Source organism: Streptomyces sp. NPDC093261, from assembly GCF_044753645.1.
Classification (GTDB): Bacteria; Actinomycetota; Actinomycetes; order Streptomycetales; family Streptomycetaceae; genus Streptomyces.
Map to the genome: position 1 here is coordinate 428,691 of NZ_JBIVNO010000003.1, position 22,673 is coordinate 451,363.

Below are 22,673 nucleotides of genomic sequence, written 5' to 3' on the forward strand. Positions count from 1 at the left end.
CGGCCACCCGGCCGGAAGCATGCAAGATGGCCTGCCGTCGGCACGACTCGCGACTCGAATGCCAGGCGCCGGGCATCGCCGTGGGCCCGGACAGCAGGGCGCCGACTGCCCGACCTGCACCCGCGTTGAGGAAGCCCGCGTCTTGTCAGGGCGGGAGCCGAGGTCATGGCAGCCGCCGTCACATACGAGCCCCGAGCCGTCGGGACCCGGTCATGGCCGGCCGGACCACCTCATCGCGCTTCCGGGCGCACGATGACAACCGGGCACCTCGCATGGTGAGCCACGTGCTGGCTGACGGACCCCAGCAGGGCTCGCGCGAACCCGCCCCGCCCCCTGCTCCCCACGACCAACGCCTCAGCGCCCTCGGCGGCCATCAGAAGCACCTCGACGGGGTTCCCCCGGACCACGAGCGCCCTGACCGAGGCGGCTCCCTCGGCACCCAGCACATCGCTCAACTCCTGGCTGAGCTGTTGCCGGGCGACGGCCTCGTCGAAGTCGGCGTCCACGGCCAGAGCCGACCAGCCGTACGCGCCGGGCATGTCCCACGCCACCACCGCGTCCACGGTTCCGCCGATCAGGCCGGCGTACCGCACGGCCCAGCGCAGCGCCGCGTGTGACGACGGCGAACCGTCGACGCCGACGACGACACGAGGCCTGGAAGTGTCCGTGCCCATGTGTCCCACCTCTTCCGCGGCCTTCTCGCCGGCCACGCCGGATGCCGTCCTTCACCTCCACGCTGCGCGACTTCGGGGTGGCGCGCCAGGGAAGGGCAGCCGAGTGAGCCCTGTGCGCCGCTCGCTGGGCCGGCAGCCGCAGCGGCAGTTCATGGCGCGCCGCCTCGTCCACCGGCCGGTCCACCGCCTGAAGACTGGATTCCGAACCGTCGGCGCCGACAACCAGGGGCGGCTCCATCGTCCCCACCGCCTTCCATCGCAGCTCACTGTGAGGACCCAGTCACCACCGTCGCACCGTCCTGCGAGGCCCGCGACGGGCGCAATGGCCCCGCGACGGGGACCTTCGGCCCGATGCCGCCCGGTCCGATGCCTTGGGACTCTGGAGGACAGGGTCGAGGCTGCGACGCGCCGGCGTCTTCAGACGAAGCGCTGCGCGCTTCCTGCCGCGCCCGGCCGGGTCGTAGCGCGAGGAGGTCTTCATGGCCGGGACACCGCACATCGTGAGCGATGTGATGACCATGGCGGTGGTGACCGTAGGACGTGACGCGCCGTTCAGGGAGATCGTCAGGACCATGGAGCAGTGGAAGGTCAGCGCCCTGCCGGTCCTGGAGGGCGACGGCCGCGTCATCGGGGTGGTGTCCGAAGCCGACCTCCTGACCAAGGAGGAGTTCCGCGCCGGTATTCAGGGCCTGTCCGAGCAGCGGGAGCGCCTGTCCGCCACGGCCAAGGCCGGAGGTCTGACCGCCGCAGACCTCATGAGCACTCCTGCGATCACCGTGCATCCCGACGTCACCTTGGCGCAGGCGGCCCGGATCATGGCCGTGAAACGCGTCAAACGACTCCCCGTCGTGGACGACGAAGGAATGCTGCGCGGGATCGTCGGCCGCGCCGACCTGCTAAGGGTCTTCCTCCGGCCGGACCAGGACTTGGCGGAAGAGGTCCATCGCACGATCGTCGCCCCGCTCTTCCCTGCCCTCGCCCACACCATCCACGTGGAGGTGAAGGACGGAGTCGTCACCCTCCGCGGTCAGTTCGGGGACACCTCGCTCATCTCTGTCGCCGCACGTCTCGTTCGCGCCGTGGAAGGGGTCGTGGACGTGGAATGCCACCTCACTGACGCCCATAGCGCCGGCGTCGGGCCGAACGGGCCCTAGTGCGCCTCGATCAGTCCGCCCAGGCGCTGCTGCCCTACCAGGCGCGTGAACTGCTCTGGCGTTCCGGCCCAGTTGGCGCTCTTCCGCAACGGTGAGGGCCTGACCGGAAGCACGGCGCCGTACCCACCACCGCCGCCCGACCAGAGAACCGAAGACCTGCCAATTGATCGTTTCCCACCGGGCACGTCACTACGGTTCGGATCAGCCACGAGGCCGGCAGTCTCGCGCTTCCTCAACCAGCGTTGACAGTCTGGTTGGCAGTATCGGCCGTCCTCCGCCCGATGGTCCGAGAGCGAGCGCGGGCCTGCGAGATCAGCGCAAACGTCGCTCGATCGCTGAGCGAATCTTGGTAAGCGCAACGCCTGAAGGAGACCGTGATCGGAGCGCGGAAGTTGATCGGGCAGCCAGCTTTACATCTCACAGCGCAAGGCCAGGTCACGCCACAATGCCGGGCCAGCGCGAGGTCAGCTTCTCCCGTACGACCAGCGCCACGATCGGCCATGCTGGATGTGACGTCCTGGCGCACCGTATGAGGAGGACATGTGGCTGAGCTGGTCAGCCGGCAGGAGTATCCGGTGGAAGTCGATCACGGCGGCTTCGCCCTGCAGGATTGGGACGACCGGCAAGTGCCGGTGCAGTTTCCCGACGGTTTCCAGCACGGAGCCTTTCTTGCTGCGCACCCCGGGCGCCTGGACTTCACAAGTGCGGGGCACGCACACCGCTGCTCTCGCCGTCGAGGTGTGGGATATCGAGCCTCCCGTTCCTTCAGGAACATGGGAGGAGATCGCCACGGCGCGCATCTACTGCTCGTCGGGGAGGCTTGAGGCGAGGTCGATGACCGCTGGCCCGATGTTGGACGAGATTCAGTTGTCGGATGGTCCGGGGACCTGGTCCGTGCGTGTGGTGTGTACGGGGCGGGACGCGCTCGCTGAACTGGCCGGGGAAGGGGCTGTGGACGGAGTGGAGTGTTACGTCGCCCAGTTCTGGCCTGAGGTGTAACAGGTCGGCGGGCCCGGATCGCCGCTGCGTGATCCGGGCCCGCCGAGTGGGTGTTGCCTGATTGGTGTCAGGGGATGATCTTGACGAGGAACCCGTCGTCCGGTCCGTCAAGGATGCGGTTCTTGTCGTAGAACTGCGCGAGCAGGATGCCGCCGGCGCCGTTCTCCTCCTTCTTCACCGGCATCACGCTGAAGTTGTTGGGCTCTCCCAGGTGGTCGTGCTTCCAGCGAGCGGCGCCCTCGTAGGTGCTTTGGAAGGGGTATTCGTCGCACTCCTTGGTGTTGTGCTGTGTGTAGCCTGCGCCGAAGTACTTCTTGCAGTTGTAGACCGAGACGTTGTAGTTGTCCTTGCGCCGGGCGCTGTCCCAATACAGGCGTGTCAGCGGGGCGTCGGCGGTCTGGCCTGGGAAGCCCTTCCTCGTCGTGGGCGGCAGCGTGCTGAACGGTTTGGTGAAGGCCTTCTGGATGTGGAGTGCCACGCCCCGCTCCGGCGCGTTGGCTGCCGCGCTGTACTGCAGCGTGGGGAGGATGCTGAAGGCTGCGGCGCCGGTGGTCTTGCTGGGGAGGTAGGCGGCTTTGTCCCAGCGCGGCGGCAGCATGAAGAAGTTGTGTGCTCCAGGGTTGGCCACGACCCACCCGGGCGGGGCTTTGATCTCGACGCTGGGCTGGTAGGCGGCGAATTCGGAGTCGGTGCGGGCTCCGGCGCTTCGCTGGCCCGCAGCGGCGCTGACCGTGCGCTTGAAGCTTCCTGATTCCAGCAGCGGTGACCGTGACAGTGCGGCTGTCTTTGGGGATGGTCCCGATCGCCAGCACGTCGAAGCTGCTCGCGGCCCCAGGACGGACGTCGTTTCATTCGATACCCCCTGTTTCAGGACACGCCATACGGCGTGGGTCCTGTCAGGGGGATCAAGCACAAGAAGTTCACAGGCATGGAGGATTCACTTGTGACGCAAATGCATCCGGCGATGGCCAGATCGTGATCAACAGGGGGCGCTGGCGCTTCGACGAGACCTCACGATTGCGAATCAGTGCCAGCACTGCCCATCGATCCGCTCGCCTGAAGGCGCAGAGCCAGCACTCAAGCCGCACACCCTGGGCCGCGGCATCCACCTGGCCCTTGTCGACCCGGAGCCCAGCCCCACCGACCCTCCCAAGGTGTGCCGCCAGCGCACGATCACCATCAGCCCCGAAGCCGGCGCCAAGCACTGGCAGGCCCTCGAGTACGGCAGCCCGGAATGGCAGAAGGTCTACTTCCGGCTCCGCAATAGCGTCGAGGGCTACAACGGCTACGCAAAGAACCACCTGGCCGAAGGGATCGAGTCCGCCGGCTCCCGCCGCATCCGCGGCATCGCGGCCCAGACGATCCTGCTCGCCTTCCAACTGGCCCACGCCAACCGCCGCAAAATCAGGAAGTGGCTCGACACCCTGGCACTGAACAGCGAACGACCACGCCGCCGCACCCATCACCGCCGGAAGACCAAAGAACCAAGGTCCTGGACCCCGACCGGCCACCTGGCACCAGCGGCGTAGACCGAACCAACCAGGTTCCGCCGAAGGACAATCAGGATCAGGAGCAGGGCGCCGGCCGTGAGATAGCTCACGTACGGCGGGCTCTTGGGCGCTCCTGATCGCGGGCCGTGCGGTATCTCACATCTGAGGTAAAACAACGCGAAACGGGTCCCTCCAGGACTTTCGTCACTGTGAGAGACCCGTTTCGTCGGTACCTCGTGGTGCGCGAGGGGGGAGTTGAACCCCCACGCCCTTGCGGGCACTGGAACCTGAATCCAGCGCGTCTGCCTATTCCGCCACCCGCGCATTGGGTGTGTCTTCCGGCTCCCGCTCCTTTCGGTGCTGGCGCCCTCCGACATCCAGAACATTAGCACGCTGGAGAGGGTGGGTTCACATCCCTTTCCCTCCGGGGCCCCTGCCCGGCCCCGGGGCCGCTCCCGCGGAGCCCCCTCCGACCAGCGACGACAGGCCCCCACCCCCGACCGGCGCTCACGCGGCCCACGGCCCCGGCCCTGAGCCCCTGCCCCAGGCCCCGGACGCCAGACCCCCTCGAACCCCGACGCGGCCCCCGCGCTCACCCGCCGCAGCACCGTCCACCCGCACCCCCAAGGCCCCCGCCACTCCCCCGGCCCGCGGCCCGCAGCCGCCGCCCCGCAACGTCTCGACACGAATCGGTTCACGTATCAACCTCGTACCGGTCCCGCCCATCTCTCCAGGAGGGGGCAGGGTCCGCAGCCAGGTGCGGGACACTGGTCTGCGGCCCCCTCTACGATCCATGTCAGGAGTGCGTGCGAGGTTACGTGCACGCACTGCGAGCAGGAGAAGTTCGAGGAGGTCGTCCGGAGGGAACTCCGCAGGCGTCGACACCCGTCGACAGAGCCGACAGGGGGAACCAGCCGATTTTCCGGCGCGTGGATACGATCAGTAAGCAGTACCAGGTAAGCAGTACCCAGGACGGCAACGACGGAGGAGGTGCCCCATGGGAGTCCTGAAGAAGTTCGAGCAGCGTCTCGAAGGTCTGGTCAACGGCACCTTCGCCAAGGTCTTCAAGTCCGAGGTCCAGCCCGTGGAGATCGCCGGCGCGCTGCAGCGCGAGTGCGACAACAACGCGACGATCTGGAACCGCGACCGGACCGTGGTCCCCAACGACTTCATCGTGGAGCTGAGCGCGCCGGACTACGAGCGCCTGAGCCCGTACTCGGGCCAGCTCGGCGACGAGCTGGCCGGCATGGTGGGCGACTACGCCAAGCAGCAGCGCTACACCTTCATGGGCCCCGTCAAGGTCCATCTGGAGAAGGCCGACGACCTCGACACCGGTCTGTACCGGGTGCGCAGCCGCACCCTGGCCTCCTCCACCAACCAGCAGGCTCCCGCCCCCGCCGCCCCCTCCGGACGGCAGGGCCCGGGCGGCTACGGCTATCCGCCGTCCGCCGCGCCGGCGGGAGCGCCGCCCGTGCCGAGCGCGCCGCCGCCCGGCGGGCGTCCCGGCGGCTATGGGTACCCGCAGCCTTCGGGCCAAGCCGCCCCGGCATCCGGCGGGCGCACCCGCCACTGGATCGAGATCAACGGCACCCGCCACCAGATCTCCCGTCCGACGCTGGTGCTGGGCCGCAGCACCGAGGCGGATGTGCGGATCGACGACCCCGGCGTCTCCCGCCGGCACTGCGAGATCCGGACCGGAACGCCCTCGACGATCCAGGATCTCGGGTCCACCAACGGCATCGTGGTGGACGGGCAGCACACCACCCGCGCTACGCTCCGCGACGGCTCGCGGATCGTCGTGGGCAGCACCACCATCATTTACCGGCAAGCCGAAGGGTGAAGCGGGGGCAATGTCAGAGCTGACCCTCACGGTCATGCGGCTGGGTTTCCTGGCCGTACTGTGGCTGTTCGTGATCGTGGCCGTGCAGGTCATCCGCAGCGACCTGTTCGGTACGCGCGTCACACAGCGCGGCTCGCGCCGTGACGGCGGGCGGCCGCAGCAGGCGGCCCGGCCGGCGGCACCGCCGCCGCAGCGGCAGCAGCCGGGCGGCAGCCGCCAGCGCCGTGGCGCCCCCACCAAGCTGGTCGTCTCCGAGGGGTCCCTGACGGGCACGACGGTCGCGTTGCAGGGCCAGACCATCACGCTCGGCCGCGCCCACGACAGCACCATCGTGCTGGACGACGACTACGCCTCCAGCCGGCACGCCCGGATCTACCCCGACCGGGACGGCCAGTGGATCGTCGAGGACCTCGGGTCCACCAACGGCACGTACCTCGACCGGACCCGGCTGACGACCCCCACACCGATTCCGCTGGGTGCGCCGATCCGCATTGGCAAGACCGTCATCGAGCTGCGGAAGTAGTACGACAATGAGCGAGCGGAGCGAGCACGCAGCGGCGGTCCACACCATGGGCCCCGGCGCGCTCCCGACCGGAGGGTGGGCACCGTGCGGATGTACCCGGAGCCGACAGGCGAGGTGCGCATGAGTCTGTCACTGCGCTTCGCCGCCGGATCGCACAAAGGCATGATCCGCGAGGGCAACGAGGACTCCGGTTACGCCGGTCCGCGCCTGCTCGCGATCGCCGACGGGATGGGCGGCCAGGCCGCCGGCGAGGTCGCCTCCTCCGAGGTGATCTCCACGATCGTCGCGCTCGACGACGACATCCCCGGCTCGGACATCCTCACCTCGCTCGGCTCGGCGGTGCAGCGCGCCAACGACCAGCTGCGGGCGATGGTGGAGGAGGACCCCCAGCTGGAGGGCATGGGGACCACGCTCACCGCCCTGCTGTGGACCGGTCAGCGGCTCGGGCTCGTGCACGTCGGCGACTCGCGCGCGTATCTGCTGCGGGACGGCGTCCTGACGCAGATCACCCAGGACCACACCTGGGTGCAGCGGCTCGTCGACGAGGGCCGCATCACGGAGGAGGAGGCCACCACCCACCCGCAGCGCTCCCTGCTGATGCGCGCGCTGGGCAGTGGCGACCACGTCGAACCTGACCTGTCCATCCGTGAGGTACGCGCGGGCGACCGCTATCTGATCTGCTCCGACGGGCTGTCCGGGGTGGTCTCCCATCAGACGATGGAGGAGACCCTCGCCAGCTACCAGGGCCCGCAGGAGACCGTGCAGGAGCTGATCCAGCTGGCGCTGCGCGGGGGCGGCCCCGACAACATCACGGTCATCGTGGCCGACGTCCTCGACCTGGACACCGGGGACACCCTCGCCGGGCAGCTGTCCGACACCCCGGTCGTGGTGGGCGCGGTCGCCGAGAACCAGCATCATCTGCACGACAACGGCATCATGCAGACGCCCGCGGGCCGCGCCGCCGGTCTCGGCCGGCAGGTGCCCGGTCAGGGCGGCGGGGGCGAGTTCGGCCCGCCCGGCAGCGGTGACACCACCGGCTACGTCCCGGGCGGCGGCTTCGGCGACTACACCGACGAGGACTTCGTCAAGCCGCGCAAGGGCCGTAGGTGGCTGAAGAGATCCTTCTACACGGCTCTCGTGCTCGGCGTGATCGGCGGCGGCTGCTACGGCGCCTACCAGTGGACGCAGACGCAGTACTACGTCGGCGCCAACGGCGAGCATGTGGCGCTCTACCGCGGTCTCAGCCAGGACCTCGCCTGGGTGTCGCTGTCGAAGGTGCAGAAGGACCACCCCGAGATCGAACTCAAGTACCTGCCGCCGTATCAGCAGAAGCAGATCCGGGCGACCATCGCCGAGGGCGGTCTCACGGCGGCCCAGTCGAAGATCTCCGAGCTGTCGGTGCAGGCGTCCGCGTGCCGCAAGGAGAGCGAGCGCCAGGAGAGCGCAGGCCGGCCCGGCGCGAAGACCGGCGAGGGCCGGACCGGGGGCGTCACGGGAACCACAAAGGCCTCACCGACGTCCAAGGCCTCGCCGACCCCGACGTCCTCGGCGCCGACGACCAAGACACCGACCGCACCCACTCCCACACCCGGCCCCAGCCTCTCGGAGGAAGAGCAGAAGGTCGTCTCACTGTGCGGTAAGCAGTAAGCAAGCCGTGAGGGGCCCTGTCACACCATGAGCAGCAGTACGAACACGACGACACATCACACGTCCACGATCGGCGCGATCGGCGCGCCGAGCCGCCGCAACACCGAACTGGCGCTGCTGGTCTTCGCCGTCGTCATTCCGGTGTTCGCCTACGCCAACGTGGGCCTCGCCATCAACGACAAGGTGCCGCCCGGCCTGCTGAGCTACGGCCTCGGCCTCGGCCTGCTGGCCGGGGTGGGCCATCTGGTCGTACGGAAGTTCGCCCCGTACGCGGATCCGTTGCTGCTGCCGCTCGCGACGCTGCTGAACGGGCTCGGCCTGGTCGTCATCTGGCGGCTGGACCAGTCGAAGCTGCTCCAGGCCATCAAGCAGGCCGGCACCGCGGCGCCCCGCCAGCTGCTGTACACCGCGATGGGCATCGCCCTCTTCGTCGTCGTACTGATCTTCCTGAAGGACCACCGGGTCCTTCAGCGCTACACCTACATCTCCATGGTGGGCGCGCTGGTCCTGCTGCTGCTGCCGCTGATCCCGGGTCTCGGGGCCAACATCTACGGCGCGAAGATCTGGATCCACGTCGGCAGCTTCAGCATCCAGCCCGGTGAGTTCGCGAAGATCGTGCTGGCGGTCTTCTTCGCCGGCTACCTGATGGTGAAGCGGGACGCGCTCGCCCTGGCCAGCCGCCGCTTCATGGGCCTGTACCTGCCGCGCGGCCGCGACCTCGGCCCGATCCTGGTCGTGTGGGCGATCTCGATCCTCATCCTGGTCTTCGAGACCGACCTCGGCACGTCGCTGCTGTTCTTCGGAATGTTCGTCGTCATGCTGTACGTCGCCACCGAGCGGACGAGCTGGATCGTCTTCGGTCTGCTGATGTCCGCGGCCGGCGCGGTCGGTGTGGCGTCGTTCGAACCGCATGTGCAGCAGCGTGTCCAGGCGTGGCTGGACCCGGTGAAGGAGTACGCGCTCTCCCGGCAGGGCGTCGCCGGCCACTCCGAGCAGGCCATGCAGGCGCTGTGGGCGTTCGGCTCCGGCGGCACCCTCGGCACCGGCCTCGGCCAGGGTCACTCCGATCTCATCCGGTTCGCGGCCAACTCCGACTTCATCCTCGCGACCTTCGGCGAGGAGCTGGGCCTGGCCGGCATCATGGCGCTCCTGCTGATCTACGGCCTGATCGTGGAGCGCGGCGTGCGCACCGCCCTCGCCGCCCGCGACCCGTTCGGCAAGCTGCTCGCGGTGGGCCTGTCCGGCGCCTTCGCGCTCCAGGTGTTCGTGGTCGCCGGCGGTGTGATGGGCCTCATCCCGCTGACCGGTATGACGATGCCGTTCCTGGCGTACGGCGGTTCCTCCGTCATCGCCAACTGGGGGCTGATCGGCATTCTGCTGCGGATCAGCGACACCGCGCGCCGTCCGGCCCCGTCCCCCGCCCCGAACCCCGACGCCGAGATGACCCAGGTGGTCCGTCCGTGAACAAGCCCCTGCGCCGGATCGCGATCTTCTGCGGGCTCCTTGTCCTCGCACTGCTCGTCCGCGACAACTGGCTCCAGTACCTCCAGGCCGACAAGCTGCGCACGGACCCGAACAACCGCCGGGTCCTGATCGCGCGGTACTCCAAGCCCCGTGGCGACATCATCGTCGACGGCAACCCGATCACCGGGTCGAAGAAGACGTCCAGCAACAGCTTCAACGACTTCGCGTACAAGCGCACGTACAAGGACGGCCCGATGTGGGCGCCGGTCACCGGCTACGCGTCGCAGGCGTTCGGTGCCACACAGCTGGAGTCCATCGAGGACGGCATCCTCACCGGCGACGACGACCGGCTGTTCTTCCGCAACACGCTCAACATGCTGACCGGCAAGCAGCAGCAGGGCGGCAACGTGGTCACCACGCTCAACGGGGCCGCGCAGAAGGCCGCCTACGACGGTCTGAAGAACGTCGGCGGCAAGGGCGCGGCCGTGGCGCTCGACCCGCAGACGGGCGCGATCCTGGCGCTCGCGTCCTATCCGTCGTACGACCCGTCGTCGTTCGCGGGCAACTCCACGACCACCGACACCAAGGCGTGGACGAAGCTGCTGAAGAAGAACGACCCGAGCGACCCGATGCTGAACCGGGCGCTGCGCGAGACCTACCCGCCGGGCTCCACGTTCAAGGTGGTCACGGCGGCGGCCGCGCTGGAGAACGGGCTGTACAGCAGCGCGGACCAGAACACCGACTCCCCGCTGCCCTTCATCCTCCCGAACACCAGGACCGAGCTGAAGAACGAGGGCAACATTCCCTGCAAGAACGCGACCATGCGGGTCGCGCTCCAGTTCTCCTGCAACACGGTCTTCGGCAAGATCGGCGCCGACCTCGGCAAGGACAAGATGCTGGAGGAGGCGAAGAAGTTCGGCTTCGACTCGGAGCAGTACACGCCGGTGCGGTCCAACGCCTCCAACTTCCCCAAGGACATGGACAAGCCGCAGACGGCGCTCAGCTCGATCGGCCAGTTCGAGACGGCCGCGACCCCGCTGCAGATGGCGATGGTCGCCTCGGCGGTCGCCGACGACGGCAAGCTGATGAAGCCGTACATGGTGGACAAGCTCCAGACGCCCGGCCTGGACGTGGTCACGCAGACGCAGCCGCAGGAGCTGAGCCGTCCGCTGTCCGAGAAGAACGCCCAGATCCTCCAGTCGATGATGGAGACGGTCGTCAAGGACGGCACGGGCAAGAACGCTCAGATCGGAGGCGTTACCGTGGGCGGCAAGACCGGTACCGCCCAGCACGGTCTGAACAACAGCGAGAAGCCGTACGCCTGGTTCATCTCGTTCGCCAAGCTCGGTGACGGCAGCTCGCCGGTCGCCGTGGCCGTGGTGGTCGAGGACGACAACGCCAACCGTGACGACATCTCCGGTGGCGGCCTTGCCGCCCCGATCGCGAAGAACGTCATGGAGGCGGTCATCAACAGCAAGAAGTGACTCCCGTCACGTCCCCTTCACATCGGTGCACGTTGCGATACCGGTCCTGTATCGGGTGGCGGATGTGGCCAGGTCACGCAAAGCGAGCCGGGTAGCGTATGCCCGGACAGCACACCGCCGGACCATACGCGGGTGTGGTCGGGACCGACGGAGAGGGCTGGTAGGAAGCTATGGAAGAGCCGCGTCGCCTCGGCGGCCGGTACGAGCTGGGCCATGTGCTCGGCCGTGGTGGCATGGCGGAGGTCTACCTCGCGCATGACACGCGCCTCGGCCGCACCGTGGCAGTGAAGACGCTGCGCGCCGACCTGGCGCGTGACCCTTCCTTCCAGGCCCGGTTCCGCCGGGAGGCCCAGTCGGCCGCCTCACTCAACCACCCCGCGATCGTCGCGGTGTACGACACGGGCGAGGACTACATCGACGGGGTCTCGATCCCGTACATCGTGATGGAGTACGTCGACGGCTCCACGCTCCGTGAGCTTCTTCACAGCGGCCGCAAGCTGCTGCCGGAGCGGGCCATGGAGATGACCATCGGCATCCTCCAGGGCCTGGAGTACGCCCACCGCAACGGCATCGTCCACCGCGACATCAAGCCGGCGAACGTCATGTTGACGCGCAACGGCCAGGTCAAGGTGATGGACTTCGGTATCGCCCGGGCGATGGGCGATGCCGGCATGACGATGACGCAGACGGCGGCGGTCATCGGTACGGCCCAGTACCTCTCGCCGGAGCAGGCCAAGGGCGAGCAGGTCGACGCGCGTTCCGACCTGTATTCGACGGGTTGCCTGCTGTACGAGCTGCTGACGGTCCGCCCGCCGTTCGTGGGCGACTCCCCGGTCGCGGTGGCCTACCAGCATGTGCGCGAGGAGCCGCAGCCGCCGAGCGTCTTCGACCCCGAGATCACGCCTGAGATGGACGCGATCGTGCTGCGGGCGCTGGTCAAGGACCCGGACTACCGCTACCAGTCCGCCGACGAGATGCGCCAGGACATCGAGGCGTGCCTCGACGGCCAGCCGGTCGCGGCGACGGCGGCGATGGGCTCGGTCGGCTACGGCGGCTACCACGACGACCGGGCGACGACGGCCCTGCGCGCCGAGCCCGGTGCCGGTGCCACGACGATGCTGCCGCCGATGAGCCCGGACGACGGCGGCTTCGGCTACGACGACCGCCCGGACCGCCGCCGCCAGAAGAAGTCCAACACGTCGACGATCCTGCTGGTCGTCGCCGGTGTGCTGGTGCTGGTCGGAGCGATCCTCATCGGCAAGTGGATGTTCAGCGGCGGCGTGGGCAACGGTTCCGTCGAGGTGCCCAACTTCGTGGGGCAGAGTCTGAAGGACGCGCGGCAGCTGGCGACGAATGCCGACCTCAAGGTGGGCACCGTCTCCAGGAAGCCCTGCGACAACCAGGCGAAGGGCAACGTCTGCGACCAGGACCCGAACGCCAAGGCGTCGGTCAAGAAGGGCACCACGGTCGACCTGGTGGTGTCGACGGGCGCCCCGAAGGTGACGGTGCCGGACGTCCTGGGTGTGCAGTTCGACACGGCGAAGTCCCAGCTCGAGGGCAAGGGCTTCCACGTCGAGCGGAAGACGCAGGAGTCCGACCAGACCCCGGGCGTCGTCACCGACCAGGACCCGAAGGGAAATGTCGACAGGGAGAAGGGCTCGACGGTCACGCTGACGGTTGCGGTCGCCCCGGCGACGACGACCGTGCCGGATGTGACGACCGCCGCGAACTGTGACGCCGCCAAGCAGCAGATGCAGGCCAGCAATCTGACCGCCAACTGCGTCGAGGTGGACGTCACCGACCCGAACCAGGCGGGCAAGGTCGTCAAGATCGATCCCCAGCCGGGCAGCACGGTCAGGAAGGGCTCCACGGTCACCATCCAGTTCGGCAAGGCGGCCCAGCAGACCCAGGTCCCGAACATCCAGGGCCAGAAGCTGAAGGACGCCGAGCAGGCGCTGGCGCAGGCGGGTCTCAAGGTCGGCAACATCGTCGGCTCCCAGGACCCCAACTCCACCGTCATCGGCTCGAACCCGAACCCGGGCACCCCGGTCCAGCAGGGCTCCTCGGTGACCCTGGTCACCGCCGGCCAGGGCAATGGCAACAACGGCGGGAACAACGGCGGCTTCATCGGCGGCAACTTCGGCTGACCGCTCCAAGCGCGACGATCAGGGGTCCGGCACTCATGGAGTGCCGGACCCTTTTGGCATCCCGCGGCCGGGAGGAACGGTCAGTCGACCCGCAGTTCCCTCGGCGGCGTCCGCTCGCTGTCCACCTTCTCCACGCGTTCCAGTTCGCCCCACACGATGTAGCGGTACTCGGAGGTGAAGACCGGGGTGCAGGTCGTCAGCGTGATGTAGTGGCCCGGTTTCTTCACGCCCGCCTCCTTGGGGACGGCGGAGAGGACCTTCACGTTGTACTTCGAGGTCTCCGGGAGAATCGCGAAGACCTTGTAGACGTACCAGTCGTCCTTCGTCTCGAAGACGACCGGGTCGCCCTTCCTCAGCTTGTCGATGTTGTGGAACTTCGCCCCGTGCCCGTCGCGGTGTGCGGCCAGCGCGAAGTTGCCGGTCTTTCCCGTCATCGGCAGGGTCGCCTTGACCGGGTCGGTGTAGTAGCCGGCCACGCCGTCGTTGAGGACGCTCGTCGACGTGCCCTTCTCGACCAGCACCTCGCCGTTGTCCATGGCCGGCACGTGCAGGAAGCCGATGCCGTCCTTGGTGTCCAGGGCGCCCGGGCCGCTGTCCTTCTCCGCGGCCCAGTGGTCGCGGACCTTGTCGCCCTGCCGGTCCGCCTTGCGGTCGGCGAGGACGTTCGTCCACCACAGCGAGTACACGACGAACAGGCCGAGCACGAGGCCCGCGGTGATGAGGAGTTCCCCGAAGACGCTGACGGCGAACGCGATCCGGCCGGACCCACGGCGCCTTGGCGCGGAGGGGGAGCCGGGACCGGGCGCGGGCGCGTCGGTCTGCTCGTCCTGGTCGGTGGTCACTCCCACTGCATCTGCCCCGTCTGTCCCATGTGCCCGTGCGCCCACGTGCCTTACGAATGAGCGGCCCGCCAAGAGGCCTGTGGAACGTAGCGTGCCCTACGAGATGAGCGCGTCCGGCTTGCCCTTGCTGCGCGGCCGTTCCTCGACCATCTTGCCCCAGACGATCAACCGGTACGTGCTGGTGAATTCCGGTGTGCAGGTGGTGAGGGTGATGTAGCGGCCGGGCCTGGTGAAGCCCGAGCCCCTGGGTATGGGGGCGAGGACGCTGGTGTTGGACGGCGATGTCACCGGCAGGGTGGACGTCATCTTGTAGACGAAGTAGTCGTCCTGCGTCTCCACCACGATCGCGTCGCCCGGCTGGAGCCGGTTGATGTACCGGAAGGGCTCGCCGTGCGTGTTGCGGTGGCCCGCCAGCCCGAAGTTGCCCGTCTTGGCGTCCGGCATGGCCGTCTTGAGGCTGCCCTCGCCGTAGTGGCCGACCATGCCCTTGTCGAGGACATCGGTCTTGCTGGTGCCCTCCGCGATCGGTGCGACCACGTCCAGCTTCGGGATGTGCAGGATGGCGAAGCCCTGCCCGGGCACGAAGGCCCCCGGCGCCCGCTTGCCGCTCGCCCAGTCCTGCTGGAGGTGCTGTGCGGCGCTGCCCGCCTCCTGGTGCGCCCGCACATTCGACCACCACAGCTGGTAGGTCACGAACAGCAGCATCAGCACACCGGTGGTGATGAACAGCTCGCCCACCAGTCGGCTCACCACGACCGCCGCACCGGGCTTCCGGGCCCGTGCGGCGCGTCGGGCCTCCATCCGGGACCGGGGCGCCGCCGGGGCCGTCCCAGGGGCTTCTCCGGCCGTCTGCGGGCCGCTGGGGCCGCCTGGGCCGCCACCGCGCCGTCCGTGCTTCCTGGCCGCCTTGCGGCGCGCGGCACGGCCTCCCGGCGCGGCGGCGGGCCCGGGCGCGGCCCGCCGAGCCTCCTCGGCGTCCACGGCGCGCAGCGCGACCGTCTCGTTGTCCACCGGCACGGGCGGGGCATGGGACGGGCCGGCCGTGGGTTCCTCGTACGGGGGGAGCACCGCTGTCGCGTCGTGCGCCTGCTGCGGTGCCTGCTGCCCGTACGGCCGCGGGTCGCCGTGCCTCCCCGCTCCCTGCCACGCCTGCCCCTGCCACGCGCCACCGCCCTCGTACGGCTGCTGCCCGTACGAGGGTCCCTGGCCTGCGGCGTCCCCATAGGAGGCGCCGGTGTCGCGCTCGGGGCGCAGCGCGGTCACGCCGTGGCCCTGCCCACCACCGGGGCGAGCCCCGCCGACCTCGCCACGGCCTCCCGGTCACCGCACTCAGCGAGCCAGTTGGCCATCATCCGGTGGCCGTGCTCCGTGAGCACCGACTCCGGGTGGAACTGCACACCCTCGACCGGGAGTTCGCGGTGCCTGAGGCCCATGATGATCCCGTCGTGCGTGCGCGCCGTGACCTCCAGCTCGGCCGGCACCGTGGCCGGCTCGGCGGCCAGGGAGTGGTAGCGGGTCGCGGTGAAGGGGGAGGGGAGCCCGGCGAAGACGCCCTTGCCCTCGTGCTCGACCAGGGAGGTCTTGCCGTGCAGGAGTTCCGGTGCCCGGTCGACGACGCCGCCGTAGGCCACCTGCATGGACTGCATTCCCAGGCAGACGCCGAAGACGGGGACGCCGGTCGCGGCGCAGTGCCGGACCATCTCGACGCAGACGCCGGCCTCCTCGGGGGTGCCGGGCCCGGGCGACAGCAGCACGCCGTCGAAGCCGTCCTGCGCGTGGGCGGTGGACACCTCGTCGTTGCGCAGCACCTCGCACTCGGCGCCGAGCTGGTAGAGGTACTGCACCAGGTTGAAGACGAAGCTGTCGTAGTTGTCGACGACGAGAATGCGCGCGCTCACTGGTTGTCCACCGTCACATCGTTGAAGGGCAGCAGCGGTTCGGCCCAGGGGAAGACGTACTGGAAGAGGACGTAGACCACGGCCAGGATCAGCACGGCCGACATCAGCGCCTTCACCCAAGCGTTCCCCGGCAGATGCCGCCAGATCCAGCCGTACATGCCGTCCCTTCCGTCTCACCACGGCACCAGACTCCCGCCGCACGCCACCAGACTAACGGCGCAGGGCCGTCGGTTTCCCTGCGTCCACAGGCTGTGTGACATCGAGGTGCGCCCAGACGATCAGACGATGGCTGTGCCCCCATTCCGGATCGCACGTGGTCAGCGTCAGATAGCGTCCCGGACGCGTATACCCCGACTTACGTGGCACAGGGTCGATTACTTCAACGTCCGTGGGCACGGTTTTGTAAGGGCCTTTGTCGATCCGATACGTGAACCAGGTGGTTCCGTCGGTGAGGACGATGGCGTCACCGGGGCGCAGCCGGGGGAAGTCCTTGAAGGGGTCGCCGTAGGTGCGCCGGTGCCCGGCGACCGCGAAGTTGCCCTGCCGGCCGAGCTGGGCGGTGCCCGTGTAGTGGCCGAGTCCCTTCTCGAGGGTGTCCGCCGCGGTGTCCTCGAGCACGGGCTTGTTCCACGTGAAACCGAGCCGCGGGATGTACATGAGGGCGAACGGCCTGCCGGGGACGTAGGGCGGGGGCCGGCCGGGGCTCGGGGGGCCGCCGGGCACCGCCGTCGCCTTCGACCACTGCCGTTGCAGCCGGTCGACCTGGTCGTGCATCGCGCTGTCCGCGCGCACTGCGGTCCAGAACAGGACGTAGACCACGAAGAGCACGATGAGCGCGCCGACGGTGACGCACAGTTCGCTGACGGTCCTGACGATCACACGCACCGGCACAGGTCCCCCCGGCGGCAGCCGTTCCCGGGCCTACTCCACGGGCTTCGCGTAGTGCAGGTCCACTGTGCCCGAGTAGCCGGGAAGAGTCACCGTTCCGTCCTCGGTGACCTGCCAGCCGAGGCCGTAGACGTTGACGTACACCATGTAGTTCTGGATCGCGGGCGAGGCGGCCAGCGCCTTCTGGAGCTTGTCCGGGTCACCGATCGCGGTGATCTTGTACGGGGGCGAGTAGACGCGGCCCTGGAGAATCAGGGTGTTGCCGACGCAGCGTACGGCGCTGGTGGAGATCAGCCTCTGGTCCATGACCTTGATGCCCCGGGCTCCGCCCTGCCACAGCGCGTTCACCACGGCCTGGAGGTCCTGCTGGTGGATGACCAGGTAGTCGGGCTGCGGCTCGGGGTAGCCGGGGAGCTTGGCGGTGGCGTTCGGCGGGGCGTCGTTGAGGGTGACCGTGACGGCCTTGCCGGTGAGCTTCTGGGTGCCGGCGTTCCTCTCCAGCGCGGCGAGCCTGGCCTCCTCCGCCTTGCTGCTGCCGCCGCCGGTCCGTTTGGCGAGGTTCTCGACGTCATCGCGCAGTGTCGCGTTGGTCTCGTCGAGACGGGCGTTCTTGTGGCTGCGGTCGTGGATCAGGTCGGAGAGCTTCAGCAGCGAGGAGTCCGTGCGGATGTTGGTGCCCTTGGCCGTGTTGAAGCTCGTGAAGAAGAGGAGCCCGGCGAGGGCGAAGACGCCCACGGTGAGCACGCGCACGGGCCGCAGCCGGCGCGGAGGGCGGGATGTGGTCCCCGTTTGGGGGGACCCGGAACCCGCCTGGGGGGAGTCGGCCCTATTGCTCAACGTACCCTTATCTCCTTCGGCGCCGCGGAAGCACTACGCTAACGGACGCCCGGGGGAGCGCTCAGTGTCCCCTTGTACGCTGCCCCGGAGCCCGCCCCCGTTCCCTGCGCGGCCACGCAGCGCATCGACAGGAGAGACCCTCGTGCCGAAGTCACGTATCCGCAAGAAGGCCGGCTACACGCCGCCGCCGTCCAAGCAGGCCACGAACATCAAGCTGGAGAGCCGGGGCTGGGTCGCGCCGGTCATGCTGGCGATGTTCCTCGTCGGTCTCGCGTGGATCGTCGTCTTCTATGTGACCGACGGCTCGCTGCCCATCCACGCTCTGCGCAACTGGAACATCGTGGTGGGCTTCGGCTTCATCGCGGCGGGGTTCGGCGTCTCCACACAGTGGAAGTAGCGGCCTCGGAAGGTTCCGTGGCCGGCTTCGCCCAGGGCTTCGCGGCGAGTTATCCACAGCCTTTGTCCACAGGCGCGGCGACCAGTGGAAAAAGAACGACGATCTGTGGATAACCCATCAGCCATTGACGCCGGTATGACGGAATCACCGGCCTCCGTAAATCTGTTCGCCCCCTGTCCCACCTGCGAAAACTCCGGTCGGTGACAGGGGGCACGCCTGTTCCCCACAGCATGCACAAGATCCGCCACAGACTGTGGACAACGCTGGGTACAACCTAGGGCTACGGCCTGTGCGGATCCACCGCTCAGGTGAGCTGGGCCGTCCTCACCAGGGCCATCACGACCACGACTGCCAGCACCAGCGCACACGTCCCGTACTGGACGAGGTTCCGCCGCTCGCGCGGGGCGTGGACCATGGCGTAGCCGACCACCACACCGGCGACGAGTCCCCCGATATGGGCCTGCCATGCGATGCTGCCCCACCCGAAGGTGATGATCAGGTTGACCACCAGAAGACCGATCACCGGGCGCATGTCGTACCTGAGCCGGCGCATGAGCACGGCTGTGGCGCCGAAGAGGCCGAAGATCGCGCCGGAGGCGCCGAGCGAGGGCTGGACCGGGGCCGCGAGCAGATAGGTGAGCGCGCTGCCGGCCAGCCCGGAGGTGAAGTAGAGCGCGAGATAACGGGCGCGGCCGAGAGCCGCCTCCAGGGGGGCGCCGATCCACCACAGGCTGAGCATGTTGAACAGGATGTGGACATAGTTGGCGTGCAGGAACATCGCCGTCAGCAGCCGGTACCACTGGCCCTCGGCGACGCCCTGGAGCGGGCCGCCGTCGGAGAACGTCGCCTGCCCGATGAGGGCGAAGCGGTCGGTGAAGACGTCCCCCAGCACCTGCTGGAGCACGAAGACGAGCAGATTGATCCCGATGAGGATCTTGGTGACCAGCCGGGGGTCGGCGGTGACGGTGCCGCCCGCGAGCGTGCGCGGCTGGGAGGCGGCCGGGGCGTGGCCCGTGCCGGAGCCGCTGCGGACGCACTCGGGGCACTGGAAGCCGACCGAGGCGCTGACCATGCACTCCGGGCAGATGGCCCGCTCGCAGCGGGTGCAGCGGATGGCCGTCTCGCGGTCCGGGTGCCGGTAGCAGACCGGCAGCTCCCGGGCTCCGTGCGGTCCCTGGTTCTGCGGGTCCTGCGGACTGCCTGGCGCCTGGCCCATGGTCCCCTCACTCTCCGTACGACGGGTGGCCCCGCCCTATCCTCTTACGGATGGGCGGGGCGCTTTTGTTCCCTCGTGCGGGGTGCCCCGGAGGGATCAGCCCTCGCGGGACTCGACGACGACCGACTCGATGACGACGTCGCTGACCGGGCGGTCCGTGCGCGGGTTGGTCTGGGTGGTGGCAATGGAGTCCACGACCTTCTGGCTGGCCGCGTCGACGACCTCGCCGAAGATGGTGTGCTTGCGGTTCAGCCAGGCCGTCGGGGAGACCGTGATGAAGAACTGCGAGCCGTTGGTGCCGGGGCCGGCGTTGGCCATGGCCAGGAGGTACGGCTTGTCGAAGGCGAGGTCCGGGTGGAACTCGTCCTCGAACTGGTACCCCGGGCCGCCGGTGCCGTTGCCCAGCGGGTCACCGCCCTGGATCATGAAACCGCTGATCACCCGGTGGAAGACCGTGCCGTCGTAGAGCTTCTTGGTGGACTTCTCACCGGTGGCGGGATGCGTCCACTCGCGCTCGCCCTTGGCGAGCTCGACGAAGTTACGGACCGTCTTGGGCGCGTGGTTCGGCAGGAGCCGGACCAGGATGTCGCCGTGGTTGGTCTTCAGGGTGGCGTAAAGCTGCTCAGCCACGATGTGCCTTCCGTTGTCCTCTGTGACTCCCCGATCCTCGCACGGTACGCGCCCCGAGTCGCCCGACCACCGCTTCCGGGTCCGCGACCGAGGTGTGTTCCCCCGGCGCACCTCGGGCGGCTGAGCGCGCGGGCGAGGATCCGGAGCCGTATTCCGGGCCGCCGCGGGCCCACGAGGCAGCAGTCCGGGCGAGCAGAAATCAGGCCGGGTCGCCCCGCCACGGGGGCGCGGCGCGGCGATCCGTGGCATTGTCGTCGACAAGCTCCTGTTGCCCCGTATTCATCCGCTATCGCGCGTGATCAGCCGATGCACACGATCATCCCCTTCGTCGCTCGGCCCGGGTGCCGGCCGGAGGCGTCCCGCGTGGCTCGTCGTGGGCCACGTGACCCGGATGCCCGTCCTCGCATGCCCGGGAGTCCTTCGAGAGGCATGATCCGTAAAAGGCTGGAAAGTCGAATTACCGTACGCCACCGAGGAGGAGGAACCCCGTGACCCGCATCGACAGCGTGCGCGCCGCGACCGGTTCGGCGAAGGACAGCGTGCTGCATGCCGCGGAAGTGGTGGCGCCGTACGCCGACACGGCCAAGGACAAGGCAGCGCATTACGCACACGAGGCGCGCGTGCGTCTCGCACCCAGGGTGTCGCAGGCCGCAGAGCAGGCTCGCATCCAGTACGACGCCCGCCTCGCCCCGCGACTGGAACAGGCTCGCACCCATGTGCCGCCCAAGGTGGACCATGCCGCGCAGGAGGCGGCCGCCTACACCCGCAAGGCCGCCCGCCAGGCAGCCGAGTACTCCCGCCCGAAGATCGAGCAGGCGGTCGCGGTCGCCGGGCCGGCACGTGAGGAGGCGGCGGCCCGTGGCGCCGCGGCGCTGGCCGCGTTGCGCGGCCAGGTCTCGCCACAGCAGGTCCAGAAGCTCGTACGCCGGCAGCAGCGGCGGGCCAAGGCCGGCCGCGCCGTCAAGGGGATCGCGCTGCTGGGTCTTCTGGCCGGTGGTGCCTTCGCCGCCTGGAAGTGGTGGGACAAGCAGGCGAATCCGGACTGGCTCGTGGAGCCGCCCGCCGCGACCGAGGTCCCGCAGGAGGACCGGCTGACGTCCGTGGACGGCAGCGAGCAGCTCGACCCGGAGGTACAGGCGAAGCAGGCCGAGGAGGACTCCTCGGAGAACGACGACCGTCGCTGAAGCCACCCGGCACGGTCCGGATTCCAACACCCCTGTGGGGCAGGAGGCGTGGGCGGCTCCTGCCCCACAGGGGTGCCCGGGTGATGTTTCACGTGGAACGGCGCGGGTGGCTGCGCCTCGTCACCGACGCAGCCGAGGACTTCCCCTCACCCCTGCGGGGCAGCGGGCGTTCATGCCCTCGCACAATGACGTTTGCAACGCATCATCTGTGCACATTCCGTGGAGACTTCGCTCACGGAGAGCGTCCCCACACTTACGCCCCTCCGGGCCTATCGGCCCGCACAAGATGCCTCAAACCACCCCGCACCGCCCCCTGGCCCCACCAGTCATTCACACGGGTGCCCTGGGCCCGGCGGCCGGCTGCGACCCTTTGCGCAAAGGATTGCAACGCCTGCAAACGCGCTCGCGTGACACAGGTCACCCCCACAAGAAGACCGGCCAGCCGCCGCGAGGGCGTCTGGCCGGTCCGGGATGTGGAGCCTAGGGGAGTCGAACCCCTGACATCTGCCATGCAAAGACAGCGCTCTACCAACTGAGCTAAGGCCCCGAGAAGCCGCGTCCGCACGACGCGTACACACACCGCCGGGCGCTGCGCACCAGCGTACCGGGTCACCCCCCGTATCTCGCAAAAAGAGGGGGGTCCCCGTGGACGACCACTCTCCGTAAGATGCTCGTCGTGGTTCGCTACAGCGAACCGCGGTACTTGGGGAAGCGATGGGGAGACGCAATGGACGCCGCACAGCAGGAAGCCACCGCAAGAGCGCGGGAGCTGCAGCGGAACTGGTACGGAGAGCCGTTGGGGGCGCTCTTCCGTAAGCTCATCGACGATCTCGGCCTCAACCAGGCTCGTCTCGCCGGTGTCCTGGGCCTGTCCGCGCCGATGCTGTCACAGCTGATGAGCGGTCAGCGCGCCAAGATCGGCAATCCCGCGGTGGTCCAGCGGGTGCAGCTGCTGCAGGACCTGGCGGGGCAGGTCGCGGACGGCAGCGTGAGCGCGGCCGAGGCGACCGAGCGGATGGACGAGATCAGAAAGTCGCAGGGGGGCTCCGTGCTCAACAACACCACGCAGACGACCAGCAGTTCGGGAGCGCCCACGGTCAAGCGGGTGGTCCGCGAGATCCAGTCGCTGCTGCGCTCGGTGGCGGCGGCCGGCGACATCATCGAGGCGGCGGACACCCTCGCCCCGAGCCACCCGGAGCTGGCAGAGTTCCTCCGGGTGTACGGCGCCGGCCGCACCTCCGACGCGGTCGCGCACTACCAGTCCCACCAGAACTAGCCGACCTCGGCCGCCGGGGACTCCCGCGCCGGGGGGTGCGCGGGAGTCCCCGGCGCCGTCCGGAAGGGGGAGCGACGTACGAC

Annotated in this window: 22 protein-coding genes and 2 tRNA genes; 12 read left to right on the top strand and 12 right to left on the bottom strand. The window is 68.9% G+C overall.

Annotation, left to right across the window (positions count from 1 at the left end; all coding sequences use genetic code 11):
• Positions 1–230: 230 nt before the first annotated feature.
• Entirely contained in the window at positions 231–674 is a 444-nt protein-coding gene (locus tag ACIP94_RS11035; protein WP_402422711.1) for a universal stress protein, read from the bottom strand.
• A gap of 479 nt (positions 675–1,153) precedes the next feature.
• On the opposite strand from ACIP94_RS11035, the gene ACIP94_RS11040 reads away from it, so the two are divergent.
• Positions 1,154–1,828, top strand: coding sequence for a CBS domain-containing protein (locus tag ACIP94_RS11040; RefSeq protein WP_402422714.1), 675 nt, complete (start codon positions 1,154–1,156; stop codon positions 1,826–1,828).
• Positions 1,829–2,370: 542 nt separating this feature from the next.
• Complete coding sequence (locus tag ACIP94_RS11045) at positions 2,371–2,652, top strand: hypothetical protein (protein WP_402422717.1); 282 nt, start codon at positions 2,371–2,373, stop codon at positions 2,650–2,652.
• A 242-nt stretch (positions 2,653–2,894) separates the two neighbouring features.
• Here the strand turns inward: ACIP94_RS11045 and ACIP94_RS11050 are convergent, their stop codons facing one another.
• Positions 2,895–3,455, bottom strand: a complete 561-nt coding sequence (locus ACIP94_RS11050; protein WP_402422720.1) for a hypothetical protein — start codon at positions 3,453–3,455, stop codon at positions 2,895–2,897.
• A 526-nt stretch (positions 3,456–3,981) separates the two neighbouring features.
• Between ACIP94_RS11050 and ACIP94_RS11055 the strand changes: the two genes are divergently transcribed.
• The gene (locus tag ACIP94_RS11055) at positions 3,982–4,356 is read left to right on the top strand and encodes a hypothetical protein (protein WP_402422723.1); all 375 of its coding nucleotides are present in this window, start codon (positions 3,982–3,984) and stop codon (positions 4,354–4,356) included.
• Between the two features lie 198 nt (positions 4,357–4,554).
• On the opposite strand, the gene ACIP94_RS11060 is transcribed toward ACIP94_RS11055, so the two are convergent.
• Positions 4,555–4,641, bottom strand: a tRNA-Leu gene (locus ACIP94_RS11060).
• A gap of 673 nt (positions 4,642–5,314) precedes the next feature.
• Here ACIP94_RS11060 and ACIP94_RS11065 point away from each other — a divergent pair.
• The 6 genes from ACIP94_RS11065 to pknB all read left to right on the top strand — a co-directional run bounded on the left by ACIP94_RS11065 (position 5,315) and on the right by pknB (position 13,422).
• Entirely contained in the window at positions 5,315–6,157 is an 843-nt protein-coding gene (locus tag ACIP94_RS11065) for an FhaA domain-containing protein (protein WP_402422726.1), read from the top strand.
• 10 nt (positions 6,158–6,167) lie between these two features.
• Positions 6,168–6,680: an FHA domain-containing protein gene (locus ACIP94_RS11070; protein WP_402422728.1), complete on the top strand. Its 513-nt coding sequence runs from the start codon at positions 6,168–6,170 to the stop codon at positions 6,678–6,680.
• Between the two features lie 120 nt (positions 6,681–6,800).
• Positions 6,801–8,327 carry a Stp1/IreP family PP2C-type Ser/Thr phosphatase gene (locus ACIP94_RS11075; RefSeq protein WP_402422731.1) on the top strand — a complete coding sequence of 509 codons (1,527 nt, stop codon included), beginning with the start codon at positions 6,801–6,803 and terminating at the stop codon, positions 8,325–8,327.
• A gap of 27 nt (positions 8,328–8,354) precedes the next feature.
• The gene (locus ACIP94_RS11080) at positions 8,355–9,791 is read left to right on the top strand and encodes an FtsW/RodA/SpoVE family cell cycle protein (protein WP_402422734.1); all 1,437 of its coding nucleotides are present in this window, start codon (positions 8,355–8,357) and stop codon (positions 9,789–9,791) included.
• Positions 9,788–11,275, top strand: a complete 1,488-nt coding sequence (locus tag ACIP94_RS11085; protein ID WP_402422737.1) for a penicillin-binding transpeptidase domain-containing protein — start codon at positions 9,788–9,790, stop codon at positions 11,273–11,275. The genes ACIP94_RS11080 and ACIP94_RS11085 overlap by 4 nt, the downstream gene beginning before the upstream one ends.
• A gap of 170 nt (positions 11,276–11,445) precedes the next feature.
• Positions 11,446–13,422 carry a Stk1 family PASTA domain-containing Ser/Thr kinase gene (pknB, locus tag ACIP94_RS11090; RefSeq protein WP_402422739.1) on the top strand — a complete coding sequence of 659 codons (1,977 nt, stop codon included), beginning with the start codon at positions 11,446–11,448 and terminating at the stop codon, positions 13,420–13,422.
• 80 nt (positions 13,423–13,502) lie between these two features.
• On the opposite strand, the gene ACIP94_RS11095 is transcribed toward pknB, so the two are convergent.
• The 6 genes from ACIP94_RS11095 to ACIP94_RS11120 all read right to left on the bottom strand — a co-directional run bounded on the left by ACIP94_RS11095 (position 13,503) and on the right by ACIP94_RS11120 (position 17,887).
• Positions 13,503–14,270 carry a class E sortase gene (locus tag ACIP94_RS11095; protein ID WP_402422742.1) on the bottom strand — a complete coding sequence of 256 codons (768 nt, stop codon included), beginning with the start codon at positions 14,268–14,270 and terminating at the stop codon, positions 13,503–13,505.
• Between the two features lie 90 nt (positions 14,271–14,360).
• Positions 14,361–15,527, bottom strand: a complete 1,167-nt coding sequence (locus ACIP94_RS11100) for a class E sortase (protein WP_402422745.1) — start codon at positions 15,525–15,527, stop codon at positions 14,361–14,363.
• Positions 15,524–16,162, bottom strand: coding sequence for an aminodeoxychorismate/anthranilate synthase component II (locus tag ACIP94_RS11105; RefSeq protein WP_402422746.1), 639 nt, complete (start codon positions 16,160–16,162; stop codon positions 15,524–15,526). Before ACIP94_RS11105 ends, ACIP94_RS11100 begins: the two co-directional genes overlap by 4 nt.
• Positions 16,159–16,320: a hypothetical protein gene (locus ACIP94_RS11110; RefSeq protein WP_402422749.1), complete on the bottom strand. Its 162-nt coding sequence runs from the start codon at positions 16,318–16,320 to the stop codon at positions 16,159–16,161. The genes ACIP94_RS11105 and ACIP94_RS11110 overlap by 4 nt, the downstream gene beginning before the upstream one ends.
• A 52-nt stretch (positions 16,321–16,372) precedes the next feature.
• Positions 16,373–17,047 carry a class E sortase gene (locus ACIP94_RS11115; RefSeq protein ID WP_402422752.1) on the bottom strand — a complete coding sequence of 225 codons (675 nt, stop codon included), beginning with the start codon at positions 17,045–17,047 and terminating at the stop codon, positions 16,373–16,375.
• A gap of 36 nt (positions 17,048–17,083) precedes the next feature.
• Positions 17,084–17,887: a DUF881 domain-containing protein gene (locus ACIP94_RS11120; protein ID WP_402422754.1), complete on the bottom strand. Its 804-nt coding sequence runs from the start codon at positions 17,885–17,887 to the stop codon at positions 17,084–17,086.
• Between the two features lie 142 nt (positions 17,888–18,029).
• On the opposite strand from ACIP94_RS11120, the gene crgA reads away from it, so the two are divergent.
• Positions 18,030–18,284 carry a cell division protein CrgA gene (crgA, locus tag ACIP94_RS11125; protein ID WP_402422757.1) on the top strand — a complete coding sequence of 85 codons (255 nt, stop codon included), beginning with the start codon at positions 18,030–18,032 and terminating at the stop codon, positions 18,282–18,284.
• Positions 18,285–18,588: 304 nt separating this feature from the next.
• Here crgA and ACIP94_RS11130 read toward each other — a convergent pair whose 3' ends face one another.
• Entirely contained in the window at positions 18,589–19,500 is a 912-nt protein-coding gene (locus ACIP94_RS11130; protein ID WP_402422760.1) for a rhomboid family intramembrane serine protease, read from the bottom strand.
• 96 nt (positions 19,501–19,596) lie between these two features.
• Positions 19,597–20,130, bottom strand: a complete 534-nt coding sequence (locus ACIP94_RS11135) for a peptidylprolyl isomerase (RefSeq protein WP_402422763.1) — start codon at positions 20,128–20,130, stop codon at positions 19,597–19,599.
• Positions 20,131–20,618: 488 nt separating this feature from the next.
• On the opposite strand from ACIP94_RS11135, the gene ACIP94_RS11140 reads away from it, so the two are divergent.
• Positions 20,619–21,314, top strand: coding sequence for a DUF5324 family protein (locus ACIP94_RS11140; RefSeq protein WP_402422766.1), 696 nt, complete (start codon positions 20,619–20,621; stop codon positions 21,312–21,314).
• A gap of 474 nt (positions 21,315–21,788) precedes the next feature.
• Here the strand turns inward: ACIP94_RS11140 and ACIP94_RS11145 are convergent.
• Positions 21,789–21,861, bottom strand: a tRNA-Ala gene (locus tag ACIP94_RS11145).
• A 180-nt stretch (positions 21,862–22,041) separates the two neighbouring features.
• Between ACIP94_RS11145 and ACIP94_RS11150 the strand changes: the two genes are divergently transcribed.
• Entirely contained in the window at positions 22,042–22,590 is a 549-nt protein-coding gene (locus tag ACIP94_RS11150) for a DNA-binding protein (protein ID WP_361774489.1), read from the top strand.
• The last annotated feature ends 83 nt before the right edge of the window (positions 22,591–22,673 follow it).